An 18,324-nucleotide genomic window follows, 5' to 3' on the forward strand; every position below is an offset into this window, starting at 1 on the left:
ATCTATTGGGTTAACTTTTCAATCGCAACAATAAACGGTGGATTATTCACTTGATTAATAAATTGATACTGTAATACTTGATATTGCTTTTGATCTAATGCTTCACATAATGATATAACCTCGTCTTTTTCTTCTTTTCCACCTTGATGACCGTGATAAATAACGAGCACAATTCGACCTTGTTTTTTTAGTAATGGTAGCATTTCTCGAATGGCTTTTATTGTGGTGTCTGGTGTTGTAATAATGGAATGGTCACCTTTGGGTAAATAGCCTAGATTGAAAATACCACCAGCTATTGTTTCTTCTTTTACATAAGTAGCTACTTTTTCATGGCCATCATGAATCAGTTCGACATGTTCAATTTTTTGCTCGGCTAAGCGGGCACTTGTCTTTTCGATTGCTTGCTTTTGAATATCAAATGCATAAACTCTTCCGGTATTGCTGACTAGTTTGCTTAACATAATCGTATCATTACCATTCCCACAAGTTGCATCGACAACACTTTCTCCTGGAAGAACTACTTCTTCTAATAGTTGATGGGAAAAAGGGATAATTGCTTTCATCATATATAACTCCTCGTCTGAATAAAAACTTCACTTGTATTTTAGCAAACAATCGAACAAAAGGGTATGATATTGCGCGATTGTCATACACTAAAGTCCAGAGGTGATTAGTATGGCAACAAGAGATTCGATTGAAAATTTGTTAATAGAAGGTCAACATATAATTCAACAAGCAGAAGAGCAATTAGATATGTCTAACCGTAATCAATTTTTGTTAAATGAAGATTATACAAATGCGCATTTAGAGCTAGAAAGATTAGCACAAGATATCGATAAAATGATGATGAGCGCTAATGCCCAACAGCGTGAGCAATTACACAGGTTTCAGTTAATTGTTAATGAAAAGCTGCAGGATATGATTTTGGATCAAATTGATGTTACAAGATATGAATAGGTGTGATGGAGGTACAAAGGTTTTGCCATTTGTGCCTCTTATTTTATCTAAAATTGAAACCTTTCTTTAGTTTCATTCGTATAAAATAGTAGCTAAAGGGGGAAAAGTCATGATAGGTGTATTAATTGCAAGCTTAATTGCGATGATTTTATATGTGATAGGATTGATTGTAACAGTAAGCATATCTTCATTAAACACATCAAGGATAATGAAGCATGGTCTTATCATTTTTGTTATTGGCTATGTGTTAACGGCTATTATCTTTTATTTTGTAATGCCAGCGATAACTGTGCCAAATATGTTGATTGCTAATTTAATTATTGCGGTAGTGTTATTGCCACTCTTGTTATATGCAGTGCAACCTGGCGAGAAAGTAGAAACAAGGGTAGTAACACCACTCGTTCTTGTGTTGGGTGCCGCTGTAATTGGAGTGATTGTTATTACTATATTAAGTTTTACTACATTACAACAGGCACATCAAAGTATTTCTATTCAAGAAGAAGCAGAGGCGAAACCGTTATCGAAGGATGAAACACCGATTACCGTTGCACCAGAATTTGCGCGGAATAAAATTCAGAAAGCAATGAGTGTTGTACCAAATCCACAATTTTACGATTTAGGTAAATTGCAAGTGCAAAAGGTGAATGATGAAATTGTCTATATTGCACCAGTAGAGTTTGCTGACTTTTGGAAGTTTGTACGAGGAAAAGAAACAGCGGGTTACTTCAAGATTTCTGCAACAAATGTAAATGCGCAGCCAGAATTTCACGAGGAACCAATGCAGTATACCAACTCAAGTTATTTCCATAAATATATTCAACGTGTTATCTACAATAAATACCCACAATATATTCAGAGTGGTGTAGCCCAAGTGGAAGTAGACGATGATGGTAAACCTTGGTATGTGCAAACTGTCTATCGCCCAGTACATGTAACAAACAGGCCAAATGTAGATGCGATAAAAGTAGTAGTGATTGATCCACAAAATGGTGATATGCAAATGTTTGATACAAAAGAAGCACCTGATTTCATTCAAGGATCCGTAAGTTCTGAAATGGCAACATTAGAAAATGATTATTTCGGTAAATATGTTCACGGTTGGCTAAATAGTGTTTTTGGTAAACGAGATGTGAAAATACCGAATGAATCTGGAACAGAATCAGGAGTAACACCGATGTTTAATGAAGAAGGGGAGATGTTCTACTTTACGGATATGACATCACCTAAAGAAAATATAGATTCGGCTTTAGGTTATACCCTAGTAAACGCTCGAACTGGTGAACTCACTTATTATGGTGGAGAAAAGAATAATGGAATTATGGATAGTGAAGGGGCAAAACAAATTGTTAATAAAGAATTCCCAGAGAAGAAATGGGAAGGGTATATGCCTGTACTATACAATGTCGACGGTAACCCAACATGGGTAGTGAATGTATTAGATCCAAATGGCTTGCACAAACAGTATGCATATATTAAAGCAAATGATTCCGATTTTGTGGTGTTTGGTGATACAGCTAGTGAAACATTAGATGCTTATCGGATGGCGTTATTACAAGATCCAAGTAATGTTGGAGCAACAGATGATGCGGTAACTGAACAGGTTACTGGTGAAGTAGAGCGTGTACTAGTTACTTCATCGGACCAAGGACAAATTGTCCAATTCTTACTAACAGATGATCCGACTATTTATACTGTAAATGCTAGCAAAGCGCCGTTAGCTATTTTCTTGAAACAAGGTGATCATATTCAAGCAGATGTACAGATATTGGATAATGGTACAGCAACCGTAGAAAAAATAGATATAGAAGAATTAACAGAATAACGATAAAAAGCTAGAGTGAATTGCTGAAAAGCATATGCTCTAGCTTTTTTAATCCCAATGAGACTTCTGCTATTTATTATAGGGGGAAGAGATGATGATTCACATCATCGCTATATGGCAGCACTTATGAACAGTTTTAATAATGGTTGATGGGACAAAAGGAATGTATTACTTTACAAAACATCTTTCTTTTGGTATTTTAATTCATAGTTTATTGCTAGGAATAGGAGGAATTAGAATGGTGAAAACAGAGAAAAAGAATCCATTCTTTCAAAAAATATTATTTCGGGGGCTAGATGGAATAGAATGGTTAGGAAATAAATTACCATCACCATTACTGCTTTTTGCTATATTAGCTTTTCTTATTGTTCTTCTTTCATGGATCTTTTCGGGAGTGTCGGTAACGAATCCAAGTACAGGTGAGGAGATGGAGATCCAAAATTTATTTAGTGCTGCTGGCCTTGAATATATTTTTAGCAACGCTGTAGATAATTTTATTGGTTTTGCGCCGCTTGGAGCTGTACTCGTGACAATGTTAGGAATCGGTCTAGCAGAACAGACAGGTTTAGTGAATGCATCATTGAAAGCAACGGTTTTTGCTTTTCCAGAAAAATTACTTACTGCTGCATTAGTGTTTGCTGGTGTTATGTCCAGTCTTGCAATTAATGCAGGGTATGTTGTGTTACCACCTTTAGGAGCGGTACTGTTTCTCGGACTTGGTCGCCATCCAATAGCAGGATTAGCAGCTGCTTTTGCGGGTGTATCTGGTGGTTTTGGAGCAAATTTATTTCTAACGTCTACAGATGCTATTTTACAAGAGCTTACGGCAGATGCTGCTAGCGTAATAGATCCACAATATGCTGGTACGATTAATGTCTCGATGAACTGGTATTTCGCAGCTATTTCTGTTGTACTTATCACAATTATCGGTACATGGGTGACACATAAAGTAGTAGAACCTAGATTAGGAAAATATCAAGGTGAAACAGAAGCAAATGTAGATAAACTGGACAAGCAAGAGAAAAAAGGCTTAAAATATGCAGGACTTAGTTTTGTTATAACATTAGCTGTCATGGTTTATTTATCATTTGGACCATTAAGAGGCGATGGATCGTATATTGAATCACCATTCTTTTCTTCATTAGTATTTGTCATTTTTCTTATCTTTTTTGTTCCTGGTCTCGTGTACGGAATAGTCTCCAAAGAGATTAAGAATGATAAAGACTTGACGAAACTTCTTGGTAAAACAATGGCAAGTATGGGAGGCTATATTGCTTTAGCATTCACCGCCGGACAATTTATTGCTTATTTTGGCGAAACAAATATGGGAACTATTTTAGCATTTAAAGGTGCTGAATTTTTACAAGATACAGGATTTGATGGTTTTGGCCTTATCTTAACGTTTATTTTGTTAACGATGTTGATTAATTTCTTTATCGGTAGCTCATCTGCTAAATGGACGATTTTAGCACCGGTATTTGTGCCGATTATGATGAATTTAGGGTATTCTCCAGAATTTACTACGTTGTTATATCGTATAGCAGATTCCGTAACGAATATGGTTACACCATTATTACTTTACTTGCCTGTTATTATTGCTTTTGCACAACGATACGAAAAGAAAATAGGTATTGGTACGTTGATTTCGATTATGTTACCTTACTCTATTGGTTTTACAATCGGTTGGCTAATCTTGTTAATCATTTGGATGTTAGTTGGTATACCAGTCGGACCTGGTGCAGGAATTCATTATTAATTTAAAAGGCTTTTTCAAAGGAGGAGTTCAACCTTTGAAAAAGCCTTTTTTTGCATCTTTACAGAGATTTAAGGATTCACAACGTAAGCCCTTTCCGTTTACAGTGAAAAATATGTTATGATGTCTGTATAATCATTGTCATCGTGTAGTGAAGGTATCGGGAGGAAAAAGATGATCGATTTTACAATGAGACAAAAAGAAATTATGAATATTTTAGCAAAGCATGAACCAATTACTGCCGAACAAATAGCAGATATGTTAGGTGTTAGTAAAGGCACGCTCCGATCAGATTTAGCTGTGTTAGTGATGACAGGTCAAATTGAAGCAAAACCAAAAGTAGGTTATTTTCTTGCTAATAAAGTAGGGCAAGGATATCCGTTACATATGTGGCAAGATAAGCTAGTCAAAGATATTCAAGGTGTTGCAGTGACGGTACAAAGTAATACAACAGTGAATGATGCAGTTATTACGATGTTTTTAGAAGATGTTGGTTCATTAATAGTTGTCGATGGTGACCATTATTTAGAAGGGGTTATATCGCGTAAGGACTTATTGAAAGTCACATTAGGTAACCCACAAGCATCATCTATGCCAGTACACCTAGTAATGACTAGAAAGCCGAAAATATACGTGATTGAAGGCGATAAAAGTGTATATGAAGCAGCGAAAAAACTGATTTATTATGAAGTAGATAGTTTGCCAGTTGTGAAAAAGGAAACAGATATACAGAAAGTAAAAGTAGTGGGGCGTATTACGAAAACAAATATTGTAAAAGCGCTGATTGATTTACAATCAGAAGTGCGGTAAGGGGGATGTAGAATGGGGGACAATCAATCAGTAATATATGTCTGTTCGGATGCAGTAGGGGAAACAGGAGAGGCAGTCGTTCGTGCTACTGCTAGGCAATTTACAAATAAAACCGTCCAAGTAAAGAGATATAGTCATATTCAAACAGAAGAAGAAATCGAAGTAATTGTGAAGGAAGTAAGTGAGCAAAAAAGCTTTATTGCCTATACGTTAGTACAGCCTGAATTGCGAATGAAAATGCAGCAAGAAGCGATTCGTCATGAAATACGTGCTGTTGATGTAATGGGGCCGATGATGCAAGCTTATATCGATACTTTCAATGGTAATCCGAAGCCGGATCCTGGCCAACGTCAAGTGTTAGACGAAGAATATTTTAAACGTATTGATGCAGTAGAATTTGCTGTTAAATATGATGATGGAAAAGATGTGAAAGGTTTGTTGCTTGCAGATGTCGTATTAATTGGTGTTTCCAGAACTTCTAAAACGCCATTAAGTATTTTCTTAGCACATAAGGGGGTAAAAACTGCTAATTTACCTATTTTACCTGATATGGAAGCACCTGAAGAGTTACTTCAACCAGCAGATCGTATGATTGTTGGATTAACGATAGATCCAGGTCACTTATTAAAAATTAGAACGGAAAGATTAAAGACGTTAGGATTACCTGCGCAATCAAAATATGCATCAATGGAACAAATTAAAAAGGAATTGAAAACTGCCAATCAGTTAATGAAGAGGCTAAATTGTCCAGTTCTTAATGTTTCTGATAAATCGATTGAAGAAACAGCAGGTGTTATAATGAAAATGCGATCGGAGTATTAAAGAACATAATAAACCATTAATTCATTGTTAAATAAGATAATTTCGAGGAAAGAGAAATCCCTAGCGTAAGACACATTTTTAAACAGGTGGGAGAGAGCTTTACTAGTTCAATTAAATGAAAAGATAAGAGGTTGGGACAAAAGAAAGGAAATTCGACCACTCTGTCATGATGCAGCCAAACAAGTTTACCTTATTTTAACTATGCTTAGTATTTGCGTTACTATTAGGGGTTGCTTACATATTTAAATAATGTCCCACTCTTTTCTTTATAATTGTATTAATGTTGGTTTAAATTACGGTTTATTCTTCCTTAGAGCTTCCATTAAAGCAAAGTGGAAGGGTGGGGGAGACATATGTAATTATCATTTACGATTGTTTTCGATGATTTCACTTAATTGAATGATTCCCTTTTTAATTTCCTCTAGAGAAGCATATCCATAGGATAATCGGATATACTGACCTGATTTTTCTGAATAAATACTCCCAGGATTGATGAGGATACGTCTAGATAGTGCTTTTTCAAACAGTTTTTTCACCTTAAAAGTTGACTTTATCCTAACCCAAATAAAAAATCCTCCTTGTGGGACTTCCCATGTAGCATAAAGGCTTAAAAAGTTGTCCAATGTTTCTAAAGCTATTTTTCTACGAATCATAAGCTGCTCTCTGACATATTCAAGGTGACGGTCATATAAACCACTAGTTAGCCATTCTGCTGCAATAAGTTGTGAAAATGTACTGGAACCATAATCCAACTGCATTTTTAAATCAGCTAACCGATTAATGACTGATTCTGATCCAACTATCCAGCCAATGCGTAATCCAGGGCTTAGTGTTTTTGATAAACTTCCAAGATATAGCACATTACCATGATGATCCCTTGCTTTAAGTGGCTCAGGGGGTGGGGTGTCAATCCATAAATCACGGTATACATCATCTTCAATGACAGGGAGTTGTTCCCTTTCGCAGTATCTAATTAGTTCCTCACGTCTTTTCTCTTGCATTAAAGTCCCAGTCGGATTATGAAAGGTTGGGATAGTATATAATATATTTTTCCCCTTTTGTCTCGTTTGATAAATCGAGTCAATCATAACACCTTTACTGTCCATAGGTAACCCATACAGCTCCATACCTGCTGATTGAAAAATAGTTAAAGAGTATAGGTATGATGGCATTTCCAGGAACACAGTGGATCTTCTCTCTAAAAGGCCAATGGAAATAAGGTGTAGAGCCTGAAGTGCGCCGGAAACGATTAAGATAGATGCTGGTGAAACATTAATTCCTCTTAACTTTAAATAATCGCTAATTGCTTGGCGGAGTTTTATATTTCCTTTTGGTGCTTCATAACCAAAAGGTTCAAGTTGATTGGAGACCTTTTGCATCACACATTTCATTTCTTCGGTTGGAAATATGTCTGGTGATAATTCCCCTTTACTTAATTGAATAAGGCTATTATTAGTCTCGGCTTCATTAATCTCTTGTACTGTTGACACACTTGGGTTATGAATGCCTAAAGCAATATTTTTATTCCAATTGGTTGGATTTCGATTTCCCATCAATGTCCAAGTGTTGTTGGTGACAATCGTTCCTTTTCCCGCTATTCCTTCAATTAATCCATCTGCCATTAATTCTTCTAATGCCGTTATGACTGTGCTCCGATTTACCTCAAACATTGTCGCTAATTTACGCTGACTCGGTATTTTACTTCCAATTACCCATTCACCTGTAGAGATTTTTTCTTTGATAAAATCTACGATCATTTGATATTTTGGCTTTTTCATTTCGTGCTCCTTTTTTAGAAATCTATTAACTGGTTGGTTTTTTTCTACTTAACTTGTTGCAGACATTTTACCATAGCCATATTAAGATAGGTAGCATCACATTTAACTGGTTGTTTAAAAAATATTGAGGTGTACTTATGATAAGGTCTTTAGATTTGAAAATTATTTTTGCTCACTTGATAACTATTGGTTTATGGGCATCAGCATTCCCTGGGATAAGAGCTGCATTGATTGCATATTCACCTGAACACATATCACTTTTACGATTATTGATTGGATCAATAGCATTAATGATGGTAGCCATTATTCGAAGAATTCGTTTACCAATACTAAAAGATATACCAATTATTGCATTATTAGGTTTCTTAGGATTCTCTGTCTATCAAACTGCACTGAATTACGGTGAACAAACAGTTAATGCTGGTGTTGCTAGTTTATTAGTTTCCACAACACCCATTTTCTCTGCTTTATTAGCTTGTATATTTTTTCGTGAGAAATTTGGACTTAGGGGATGGATAGGTTCGTTAATTGGTTTTTTCGGAGTAGCATTTATCTCATTAAATGGATCGGTTGCAAATTTTTCATTTAATATAGGAGTTATGTTGATTTTAGTAGCATCCCTTGCAGAAAGCATTTACTTTGTTTTCCAGCATGCTTATCTCAGAAAATATGGGGTTATTACCTTCACGATGTATACAATTTGGTCAGGTACCATTTTTATGTTGGTTTTTTCGCCAGGGCTTGGGGAAGCAATTATGCATGCTCCGATTGACACAACGCTTGTGGTTGTTTATCTAGGAATTTTTCCAACAGTTATTCCTTACTTTACTCTTGCGTATATTACCACACGAACAGGAGCATCAGAAGCAACAAGTTCTCTTTATCTAACACCTGTTTTTGCTTTTCTTATTGCATGGCTATGGCTTAATGAGATTCCGTATTTATTAGCAATAATCGGAGGAGTAATTACTTTGTCTGGTGTATTAATATCAAACATAAAGAAAGCAGATACTACTACAGGAAACGCAAGAACTCGGAATACAGCCTAATTAACTCGTTCATTGGAATATCGGTCCTTCCTTTTAGTAGAATAAAATATATATCGTTAATTAGTAAAGGGCGCAATTTTCATTTCAAATTTGCGCCTGTTAATTACATCATTCTATTGTTCTTTTTAGGTTCTAAGCTCATCATTGCACAAAAGTATTGTGAAGCAGTTGTAAAAGATATAAATGCACATCATTTACTTATTTCCTGTTTAGTAAAATAATCTTTCAAAACTGGAAAAGTTGTATTAGTAATAAGATGTTACGCTGTAAGCGCATTTTTAGATTATTCAAGTAGTTCATGATAACATAATGTTGAACTGGTAAATAAAGGGGGGGAGGATATGCGAAAAAAAGTATTAGTTACAGAACCAATTCCTGAAACAGTAAAAAGTTATTTACAGGAACATGTTGCATTAACAACATGGGACAGCGTAGAACAAATATCAAGAGAGAAACTATTAGCCGAAATTAGTAACTATCATGGACTTATTACAGCTAAAGACCATGTTGACGATGAATTACTGCAAAAAGCAGAGCAGCTAGAAGTAGTAAGTAATATTTCAGTTGGTTATGACAATTTCGATGTACAGGCATTAAATCGATTTAAGGTAATAGCAACACATACACCATATGTATTAGATGAAACAGTGGCAGATCTGATCTTTGGTTTAATCCTTAGTAGTGCAAGAAGAATTACCGAGTTGGATCAATATGTAAAACAAGGTAAATGGAATAACGCTGTTGATGAAACGTTATTTGGTCGGAATGTTCATCATAAGAAATTAGGTATCATCGGAATGGGCAGAATCGGTGAGAAAGTAGCCAGAAGAGCAAAATTAGGCTTTGAAATGGATGTAACTTATTACAATCGTTCTCGAAAGGAAAAAGTGGAAAAAGAGTTAGGAGTTATATACCAAGATTTTGCTACATTACTGGAGCAATCTGATTTTATTTTATTGATGACTCCATTAACAAAAGAAACATTTCATTTAATCGATGCAAAAGCCTTCGACAAAATGAAAAAGACTTGTTTTTTTATTAATGCATCAAGAGGTAAAATAGTAGACGAAGCGGCAATGATTCATGCTTTAGAAGAGAAGCAAATTGCTGGAGCGGGTCTAGATGTGTTTGAGCAGGAGCCGGTGGGTACGAATAATCCATTATTGCAAATGAATAATGTTGTTACCTTACCACATATAGGATCGGCTACAAGTGAAACACGAGAAGAAATGAAATTCTTTGCAGCTAAAAATATGCTGCAAGGTTTAAGCGGAGAAAAGCCTGAAGCTATCATTAAAGAGTTACAATAATAATGGAGGTTTCTATATGTCAAAAAATATTCAACTAGGTAAAACAGATTTATACATCAATCCAATTGGTCTAGGAACAAATGCTGTAGGTGGACATAACTTATATCCAAATTTAAATGAAGAGACAGGAAAAGACTTAATCCGTACCGCAATGAACGAAGGGATGAACTTTTTAGATACTGCTTATATCTATGGTCCTGGACGTTCGGAAGAATTAATCGGTGAAGTGCTTAAAGAAACCGGTAAGCGAAATGAAGTAGTAATCGCAACAAAAGGTGCACATCGTCCCAACGGAAATGAGATAGTGATGGACAATTCACCGGCATTTTTACAACAAACAGTAGAAGAAAGTTTAAATCGATTGCAAACAGACCATATTGATTTGTTTTATATTCATTTCCCAGATGAAACAACGCCAAAAGATGAAGCTGTCGGTGCATTAGCGGAATTAAAAGAGCAAGGGAAAATTCGTTCTATTGGTGTTTCTAACTTTTCGTTGGAACAATTAAAAGAAGCAAATAAAGATGGTCATGTAGATGTATTACAAGGTGAGTATAATTTGCTTAATCGTCAAGCAGAAAACGACTTATTCCCATACTTAAAGGAAAATGGTATATCATTCGTCCCATATTTCCCACTTGCTGCGGGCTTATTAGCTGGTAAGTATAAAAAAGAAGACCACTTTGATGATCTCCGTAAAGATATGGATCATTTTAAAGGGGAACGTTTTGAACGTGAGTTAGACAGAATTGCTCAAATAACAGAAATTGCAAAAGCAAAAGGATATGAAACAGCGCATGTTGTATTAGCGTGGTATTTAATGAATCCAGTTATCGATGCGATCATTCCGGGAGCAAAACGACCAAGCCAAGTGTCTGATAACCTGAAAACATTAGATGTAACACTAACAGAAGAAGAGTATAACAAAATTGATCAGCTTTATCGCTAGTTATGATAAAATCAATCGAATTTCCTTTGTAGAGGTTCGGTTGATTTTTTTAGCTATTTCACTCAACAAATTTGTAAAAAACACTTTCATAATAGATGAAATATTGTATGATAGTAGTATGGATAAAAACGATAAAAGTGAAACAGCTTTGTCGGGAATGCCAAAAACTGCATGCATTTCACTAAAGCTCAGTGCGACAAACGCTGAGTTTAGACTTGTTTGATCATGCGTTTCGCTAACAAGAGAAAAGCGCTCTTCTCTTGCAAGTCTCACTTTATCACGGTGCAAACGTCCGTAAAACCCCCACTTCAAGGTTCGAGTTAAAACAAAGGAGCGAGGTGGGGGATTAACGGACGCTAACTTCCTGATAAGTTTCGCTAACAAGAGAAGAGAAAAGCGTTCTTCTCTTGCAAGTCTCACTTTATCGTAGTTAATGGGGTGTTAATATGGACATAATCTTAGAAGCAATGGCCTTGCCTGTAAGCAATTTTTTAGGAATGTTATTATATGCTGTTATTTTTATGTTGTTAGCAGGGTTAATTGTTAGTTTGGTGTTGAAGCTTATACCTAATCGTTTACCATATGAAGTGAAAAGTGTCATTGTCTTTATCGCTATTATGATTAGTTTATTTATTTGTTGGCAAATAATTATTAAACCAGGATTGAATCTAATGAACTAAAGATAGATTCACGGAAAAAGGGACTGGGACAAAAGAATAATTAGATAGGAAAAATCCGAACATTGAAACATGCTCAAACATCGCTTCGGCAAAACACTTCGCTTTCCGCGGGCACGGCTTCAGCTAACTGTGTGAAGAAAAGCACTTCACACAGTGGATCTTCAGCTCGCGCTATTCCCGCAGGAGTCTACGTATTTGCCTACGCTTAGCATAGAATTGTTCGGATTTTCATTCTTCCTATTTAATTATATCCCAGCCTGTTTATTTAAGCTTAACGTTAGTGGAGGATAACGAGCGCTAACTTCCAGCTTACCGTTTCACTTTATAATGAAGCAGCTTTTCTTGTTTCTGTAGCAGTTGCATTTACTGCCGCTTCTTCCGGTTCATCTAAGAAGAACATACAGCAGAAGCAAATCACTGCTGAGGCCCCGATTAAAATAAAGAATAAGCTTGGGTTTACCATCGTTAGGATAGTAAGGAATATAACGGAACCAATATTTCCGTATGCACCAACCATGCCGGAAATTTGTCCAGTTACTGGTTTCTTGATTAATGGTACCATCGCATATACGGCACCTTCACCTGCTTGAACAAAGAAAGAGCAACACATCGTGACGATCACTGCGACCCAAACTGGCCATGCAGAACCGATTAATGCCATCCCTATGTAACCTACCGCAAGTCCTGCAATGAAAATCATTAATGTCTTTTTACGTCCGAATTTATCACTAAACCAACCTCCACTAGGGCGTGACATGAGATTCATAAAAGCAAAGCTACCTGCGATAAGTCCGGCTTGTGCTACGCCAAGTGAAAATGTTTCCTCGAAGAACTGTGGGAGCATCGAAACAACTGCTAATTCAGAACCAAACGTACAAAAGTAAGCAAAATTCAAAATAGCTACTTGCTTGAATTTATATTTATCTTGTTCTGGAACCCCTTTTTTCAAGTGGTCTTTATTAACATTCCATATTTTTAGAAGGTTATAAACTAATAAACCGAGCAAGGTAACAACAATCAGGGCAAGCACATAAGAACTAATAAAATGTAAATTCCACAAACGATAACTTTGGAAAATGAGAATGCCGAATACAGGAAGGCTCATTAGCATTAATCCAATTAAATCACGGTAGCTTGTAACCTCAAGCGCACCACTTTTCTTTGGTTTTTTATAGCTAACACCATCAGGCGTATCTTTGACTAAACGTAAAAATAAAAATCCGTAAACTAAACTGATAAGCCCTGTGATTGCAACGGCATAGCGCCAGCCGTTCTCACCACCAAAAAGCAGGGCTAAGGCAGGGAGTGTCATAGAAGCTACTGCAGAACCGAAGTTACCCCAGCCGCCGTAAACCCCTTCGGCAAATCCAACATTTTTCTCAGAAAACCATTCCGATACTAATCGAATACCAATGACAAACCCAGCACCGATAAGAGCTAAGAAAATCCGTGAAATCATCAGTTGTGTAAAGGAGCTCGATAATGCAAAAGTGAAACATGGAATACTAAGGATAATTAATAAAGTCGAATACACTTTTCGTGGACCAAGTTTGTCAACAAGCATTCCGATTAGTACTCGAGCAGGAATAGTTAACGTGACGTTAGCAACAGCAAGTAAGGCAACTTCATCATTGGATAAACCGAATTGACTTTTTAAGGTGGTCATGAAAGGAGCCATATTAAACCAAACAACAAAGGTGATGAAAAATGCTAAGGTAGTAAATCCTAATGTTCTAATATTTCCTTGATAACCAGAACTCATGTAAAATAACCTCCTAATGAAAATAGCAATCTTAATATGAATAAAGTCAATGACTGACGATTAATTGGCTGGGCTAAGGCGAACAACACTCATTTTGAAGCCAGGCATTCGGCAATAAGGATCCAACTCATCTGAAACTAACTGATTGACGTTTTGTTTTTCTGTCCAATGGAATGGAACGAATACGGTATCTTTCCGAATAGCTTTAGATATTCTTGATCGAACGATAATCCATCCTTTAGCAGAAGTAACACGGACAAGAGAGTCTGCTTCAATGCCATATTTTTCTGCAGTGTGTGGATGTATTTCTAAAAATGCTTCAATATCTCTAGCAGCAAGTGATGGACTCTTTCTTGTTTGTTCTCCAGTTAAATAATGACTCATCACTCGACCTGTTGTTAAATAGAGCGGATATTCCTTAGATAGTCTTGGTTTGTTTTTAATACTTTGATAAGGAACAACGGCCATTTGAGCTTTTCCGTTTTTGTGAGCAAAGTTCTTTTCAAATAGTCTAGCTGTCCCGGTACTGTCAGGTGAAGGGCAGGGCCAAAGAACGCCTTGTTCTTGACGTAACTTTTCATATGTAATGCCAGAGTAATCTGCTTTTCCACCTTTGGTTGCGATCCGTAGTTCTTCAAATATTTCTTCTGCATGGGAAAAGTCAAAATAATCTCCTTTACCAAGCTGATGGGCAATGTCACAAAGAATTTCCCAGTCATGTTTAGCTTCTCCTTGAATTGGATAGCTAGCTTCTCTTAACATGACCCGTCCTTCGACATTGGTTACCGTTCCTTCATCTTCTAAATAAGAAGTTGCAGGTAAGACGAGATCAGCTAGTTTGGCGGTTTCTGATAAAAACAAATCGGAAACGACAAGGAATCTTAATTGCTTCAGTGCTTTTTTGATTAAATTAGCATTTGGATTAGAAACAATTGGATTAGAGCAAACAACAAACATGCTTGTGATTTCACCGGCAATCACTTTTTCGAACATTTCATATGCAGAAACCCCTTTGCCCGGGAGCTGTTGTTCCTCTATGCCCCAAACGTTTGCAATGTATTGCCGATCAGCTACATTTTCAATCGAGCGATAACCTGGAAGTTGGTCTGCCTTTTGGCCATGTTCTCTTGCTCCCTGTCCGTTCCCTTGACCAGTAATCGCTCCATACCCAGAAGCTTCTTTGCCAATTTTTCCTGTTGCAAGCAAAAGGTTTAAAAAGCTACGAACGGTTTCGGTACCATTAATTTGTTGTTCAATACCGCGAGCAGTAAAGATCATTCCTGAAGGCTCACGACTAAAAACGAGTGCAGTTTGGTATAAGGAATCTAGTGATACGCCAGTCGTTTTCACCACATCATCTAGATTAATTGTCTCTATATATTTTTTTACTTCAGTAAAATCTTCTGTACGTTCTGCAATAAAATCGTGATCAATTAAATCAAGATCAATTAAAATTTTTAAAATACCGTTAGCGATAGCAATATCTGATCCAGGAATATTTTTGATATGCAGATCGGCTAATTCAGTTGTCCGTGTTTCGCGTGGGTCAATCGCAATAATGTAAGCACCATTTTCCTTCGCCTTTTCGAAATAAGGCATAATCGTTGGTTGACATTCTGCGATATTAGTACCTGCTAAAATAATGCACCGTGTATCAGGTATTTCTTGCAGTGTGTTGGTAAAGCCACGGTCAATTCCAAATGTTAAGTTTGCAGCTGTTGCGGCTGATGCCATACAAAGTCTGCCGTTGTAATCAATGTGCTTTGTTTCAAGTGCTACGCGAGCAAATTTTCCTAATAAATAAGCCTCTTCATTTGTAATGGAGGCACTCCCATAAACAGATAACGCGTCCTTTCCATCTTCTCTTTGAATGTTGACAAATTGTTCGGTGATCAATTGATAAGCTTCTTCCCAGCTAATTGGTTCAAATTCATCGCCAATTCGACGCATTGGTTGCTTTAATCGATCTTGGTGTAACGCGTGCTGGTGGGCATTCATTCCTTTCACACATAATCTTCCTTGAGAAGTAGGGTTATCTTTACCGATTGTTTTTTGTTTCTTTCTGGAGACGATACGTTGCTCGATTAGCTGCATTTTACATTGCATACTACAATACGGGCATTGTGTGTCATATATATTTTCTGATTCGACTTTTTGTTGTTTATCGCGAAAATATTTGAGCATTAATTCAGTCATAATTTCCTTCCTTTCCTTTGTAGGCGTAACGCTTATTGTGGTTGATGAGCGAATGAATGTTTTCGTTTCTGTTGATCTTGATATAAATCTTCTCTCAACATTTGCTGTAGCTCATCATCAAATAATACTTCGCGAATATGGACTATTCCGCTTCGTTCCATCCACTGTGTGATCTTTTCTGTAAAGTTTGCTGTACGACGATAGTATTGTAGAAAAGCAAGAACGAGCTGTACGATATCTTCTTCTTTATCCGTCTTACATAGAATTCGTCGATTTGAAACCAGCTCCCAACCACCGTTTGTTTGTAAAAGAGCTAAATCAAATAAGTGCTCAGATAAATCTTGCTTACTACAGAAGGCTTTGATTATCATTGTGGCTGGAAAGTTAATGAATTCTGTCCGTGATTCAATTTTTTCTACTAAGCTAAGAAGTTTTTCTTGGTCTCTTCTAAGAGTAGATTCTGGTATTTGTATACTTCTAAGTGAATGAGGCTGGAAGCTATGCAATGTCATATTGAGTGCATTACAGAGAGAACGTACATCTTGTTTTTTAATACCAGTAATTTTAATCCGTTGATCAGTAGACAAGGTTATCGCTGCAATATCATAATCTATTAACCCATCACTAATCCGTTTCAATTGGTCTATGGGTACTTTTCCGCTATATAGTTGCGGAACAATGGTGTAAGTCCCATCCTCTTCTTTGTAACCATTTGTCTTAGGGTCTACGTATAGAAAATCTGTGTTTCTATGACGTTCAGGATAAAACATTTCTAAATAATAATGGAGAGCGGGCTGACAAGTGGCACATCCTGAAGTAGTCTGCCAATTTAAGTGATCAAAAATCAGGTCAAATGATGTTAATTGTTGCTTTTGGATAGCATCTACTACTTCATCTTCGGTCATCACCGTACAAGTACAAAAACGATGGTCTTTAACCGTTTCATGGAAATAATCGCTTTGCATATAAGTTAATAGCTCTTGCACAACTGGCTTGCAACCACCACAAGAACTGGAAGCTTTCGTATCTTGTTTTATCTCATTAACAGAGCGTAAGTTATTCGTTAGGACGCGCTCAATAATAGCTCCTTTCGATACACTATTACATGTACAAATATGCTCGCTCTTAGGTAACTTTGCCGCGTATGATTCTTCTATTTTTACAGGTTGAAGTAAGGTTGATTTCTTTTGGTCTGGGATAAATTTTTGCTTTTGGATAATATCTAATAGCTTTCCGCTTAATGAAGTATCACCGTATAATACCGCGCCAACAGCTTTATCTTCTTCAAATAATACTTTTTTGTATGTTTTACCGATTTCATCGTAAGTGTAAATCGATTTTGTGTCGGACGTTTCATTCATTTTTCCAACGGAGAAAAGCTGAACACCAGATATTTTTAATTGTGTATATAATGTTGAACCATTATAGCTAGCTGTGTTGTTGGTCAGTTTCTTCGCTAACACTTCTGCTTGCTCGTATAGTGGCTTAACAAGTCCATACACTGTTCCTCGGTGTTCCACACATTCGCCGACTGCATATATATTAGCGATATTTGTTTCGAGGTAGTCGTTTACCAGAATTCCTCTGTTAATTTGCAGGCCAGCTGACTGAGCTAACTTAACATTAGGTCTAATTCCAACTGCCATAATGACAAGATCTGTATCAATTATGGAACCATCTTTAAAGCGCAAGCCTTTTACAGAAGCATCTCCTAAAATTTCTGCTGACTCTTTTTTTAGATGAAACGTCATTCCTTGTTGCTCGAGTGTCTGTTGCAATAATTTTGCAGCGGTAGTATCTAATTGATTGTTTAATAGTTTGTCAGCGAGATGAACAACATGAACATTCATATTTAATTGCAACAAGCCTCTAGCGGCTTCAAGTCCAAGTAATCCGCCACCGATTACGGTTGCTGTGCTATGTTTTTTGGCCGCGTTAAACATAGCTTTACAATCATCTATCGTTCTAAATGCCATCACTCCATCTTTATCATTACCAGGGAGTGGTAATATAAACGGGTTAGAGCCTGTTGCGATAATCAGCTTGTCATAGGATGTTTGCCGCTCCTTATCAGTGGTGATGACTTGTTGGCTACTATCTATCTGTACAACTGTTTCATTCGGATATAGGGTAATGTTGTTTTCTTCATACCAATGCCAATCATTTAACATAATGTCAGCGAATGTTGCTTCTCCTTGTAAAACGGAAGATAACATAATTCGACTATAATTGGTGTACGGCTCTGAACCAAAAATGGTTATATCATATAAATCACTGTTTTCTTTTAATAGAAACTCGATTGTTCTTAAGCCAGCCATGCCGTTGCCGATCATAACGAGATGCTGTTTCTTCATTACTAGTCCCCCTAAATATCATTCATTGGCTGTGTCCATTGCAGAATAGCATGAGTAAAAATGGATTTCCTTTTGTCTGTTA

The 18,324-nt window shown here is 36.6% G+C and carries 15 protein-coding genes; 9 read left to right on the forward strand and 6 right to left on the reverse strand.

Annotated features, from left to right (window positions below):
- Nucleotides 1-2: 2 nt before the first annotated feature.
- Nucleotides 3-566 (reverse strand): tRNA 5-(aminomethyl)-2-thiouridylate-methyltransferase MnmM, encoded by a 564-nt coding sequence (gene mnmM, locus SH601_RS02300; protein WP_319956603.1) that lies wholly within the window; start codon nt 564-566, stop codon nt 3-5.
- Between the two features lie 109 nt (nt 567-675).
- On the opposite strand from mnmM, the gene SH601_RS02305 reads away from it, so the two are divergent.
- The 5 genes from SH601_RS02305 (at nt 676) to SH601_RS02325 (ending at nt 6,164) form a co-directional block, all read left to right on the forward strand.
- Nucleotides 676-957, forward strand: coding sequence for a DUF2524 family protein (locus SH601_RS02305; protein WP_319956604.1), 282 nt, complete (start codon nt 676-678; stop codon nt 955-957).
- 109 nt (nt 958-1,066) lie between these two features.
- Complete coding sequence (locus SH601_RS02310) at nt 1,067-2,779, forward strand: MFS transporter (RefSeq protein ID WP_319956605.1); 1,713 nt, start codon at nt 1,067-1,069, stop codon at nt 2,777-2,779.
- A 238-nt stretch (nt 2,780-3,017) separates the two neighbouring features.
- On the forward strand, nt 3,018-4,535 hold the full coding sequence (locus tag SH601_RS02315; RefSeq protein WP_319956606.1) for an AbgT family transporter: 1,518 nt from the start codon (nt 3,018-3,020) through the stop codon (nt 4,533-4,535).
- Between the two features lie 171 nt (nt 4,536-4,706).
- Nucleotides 4,707-5,342: a helix-turn-helix transcriptional regulator gene (locus SH601_RS02320; RefSeq protein WP_319956607.1), complete on the forward strand. Its 636-nt coding sequence runs from the start codon at nt 4,707-4,709 to the stop codon at nt 5,340-5,342.
- Nucleotides 5,343-5,354: 12 nt separating this feature from the next.
- Nucleotides 5,355-6,164 (forward strand): pyruvate, water dikinase regulatory protein, encoded by an 810-nt coding sequence (locus tag SH601_RS02325; protein ID WP_319956608.1) that lies wholly within the window; start codon nt 5,355-5,357, stop codon nt 6,162-6,164.
- A 362-nt stretch (nt 6,165-6,526) separates the two neighbouring features.
- Here the strand turns inward: SH601_RS02325 and pdxR are convergent, their stop codons facing one another.
- Nucleotides 6,527-7,942, reverse strand: a complete 1,416-nt coding sequence (gene pdxR / locus SH601_RS02330; RefSeq protein WP_319956609.1) for a MocR-like pyridoxine biosynthesis transcription factor PdxR — start codon at nt 7,940-7,942, stop codon at nt 6,527-6,529.
- A gap of 137 nt (nt 7,943-8,079) precedes the next feature.
- On the opposite strand from pdxR, the gene SH601_RS02335 reads away from it, so the two are divergent.
- The 3 genes from SH601_RS02335 to SH601_RS02345 all read left to right on the forward strand — a co-directional run bounded on the left by SH601_RS02335 (nt 8,080) and on the right by SH601_RS02345 (nt 11,250).
- Nucleotides 8,080-8,991 (forward strand): DMT family transporter, encoded by a 912-nt coding sequence (locus SH601_RS02335; RefSeq protein ID WP_319956610.1) that lies wholly within the window; start codon nt 8,080-8,082, stop codon nt 8,989-8,991.
- A gap of 341 nt (nt 8,992-9,332) precedes the next feature.
- A complete protein-coding gene (locus tag SH601_RS02340; protein ID WP_319956611.1) occupies nt 9,333-10,301 on the forward strand; it encodes a 2-hydroxyacid dehydrogenase in 969 nt (322 codons plus the stop codon).
- 16 nt (nt 10,302-10,317) lie between these two features.
- Nucleotides 10,318-11,250 carry an aldo/keto reductase gene (locus tag SH601_RS02345; protein ID WP_319956612.1) on the forward strand — a complete coding sequence of 311 codons (933 nt, stop codon included), beginning with the start codon at nt 10,318-10,320 and terminating at the stop codon, nt 11,248-11,250.
- Here the strand turns inward: SH601_RS02345 and SH601_RS02350 are convergent, their stop codons facing one another.
- Nucleotides 11,251-11,538 carry a hypothetical protein gene (locus SH601_RS02350; protein WP_319956613.1) on the reverse strand — a complete coding sequence of 96 codons (288 nt, stop codon included), beginning with the start codon at nt 11,536-11,538 and terminating at the stop codon, nt 11,251-11,253.
- A 158-nt stretch (nt 11,539-11,696) separates the two neighbouring features.
- On the opposite strand from SH601_RS02350, the gene SH601_RS02355 reads away from it, so the two are divergent.
- The gene (locus SH601_RS02355; RefSeq protein ID WP_319956614.1) at nt 11,697-11,930 is read left to right on the forward strand and encodes a hypothetical protein; all 234 of its coding nucleotides are present in this window, start codon (nt 11,697-11,699) and stop codon (nt 11,928-11,930) included.
- A 322-nt stretch (nt 11,931-12,252) separates the two neighbouring features.
- Here the strand turns inward: SH601_RS02355 and SH601_RS02360 are convergent, their stop codons facing one another.
- Genes SH601_RS02360 through nirB form a run of 3 tightly spaced genes read right to left on the reverse strand, consistent with a single transcriptional unit; the run spans nt 12,253 to nt 18,242 of the window.
- Nucleotides 12,253-13,692, reverse strand: coding sequence for a NarK family nitrate/nitrite MFS transporter (locus SH601_RS02360; protein WP_319956615.1), 1,440 nt, complete (start codon nt 13,690-13,692; stop codon nt 12,253-12,255).
- 60 nt (nt 13,693-13,752) lie between these two features.
- Complete coding sequence (gene nasC, locus SH601_RS02365) at nt 13,753-15,888, reverse strand: assimilatory nitrate reductase catalytic subunit NasC (protein ID WP_319956616.1); 2,136 nt, start codon at nt 15,886-15,888, stop codon at nt 13,753-13,755.
- A 32-nt stretch (nt 15,889-15,920) separates the two neighbouring features.
- Nucleotides 15,921-18,242, reverse strand: coding sequence for a nitrite reductase large subunit NirB (gene nirB / locus SH601_RS02370; protein WP_319956617.1), 2,322 nt, complete (start codon nt 18,240-18,242; stop codon nt 15,921-15,923).
- Between the last annotated feature and the right edge of the window lie 82 nt (nt 18,243-18,324).

Source organism: Gracilibacillus pellucidus, assembly GCF_033949965.1.
Taxonomy (GTDB): domain Bacteria; phylum Bacillota; class Bacilli; order Bacillales; family Amphibacillaceae; genus Gracilibacillus; species Gracilibacillus pellucidus.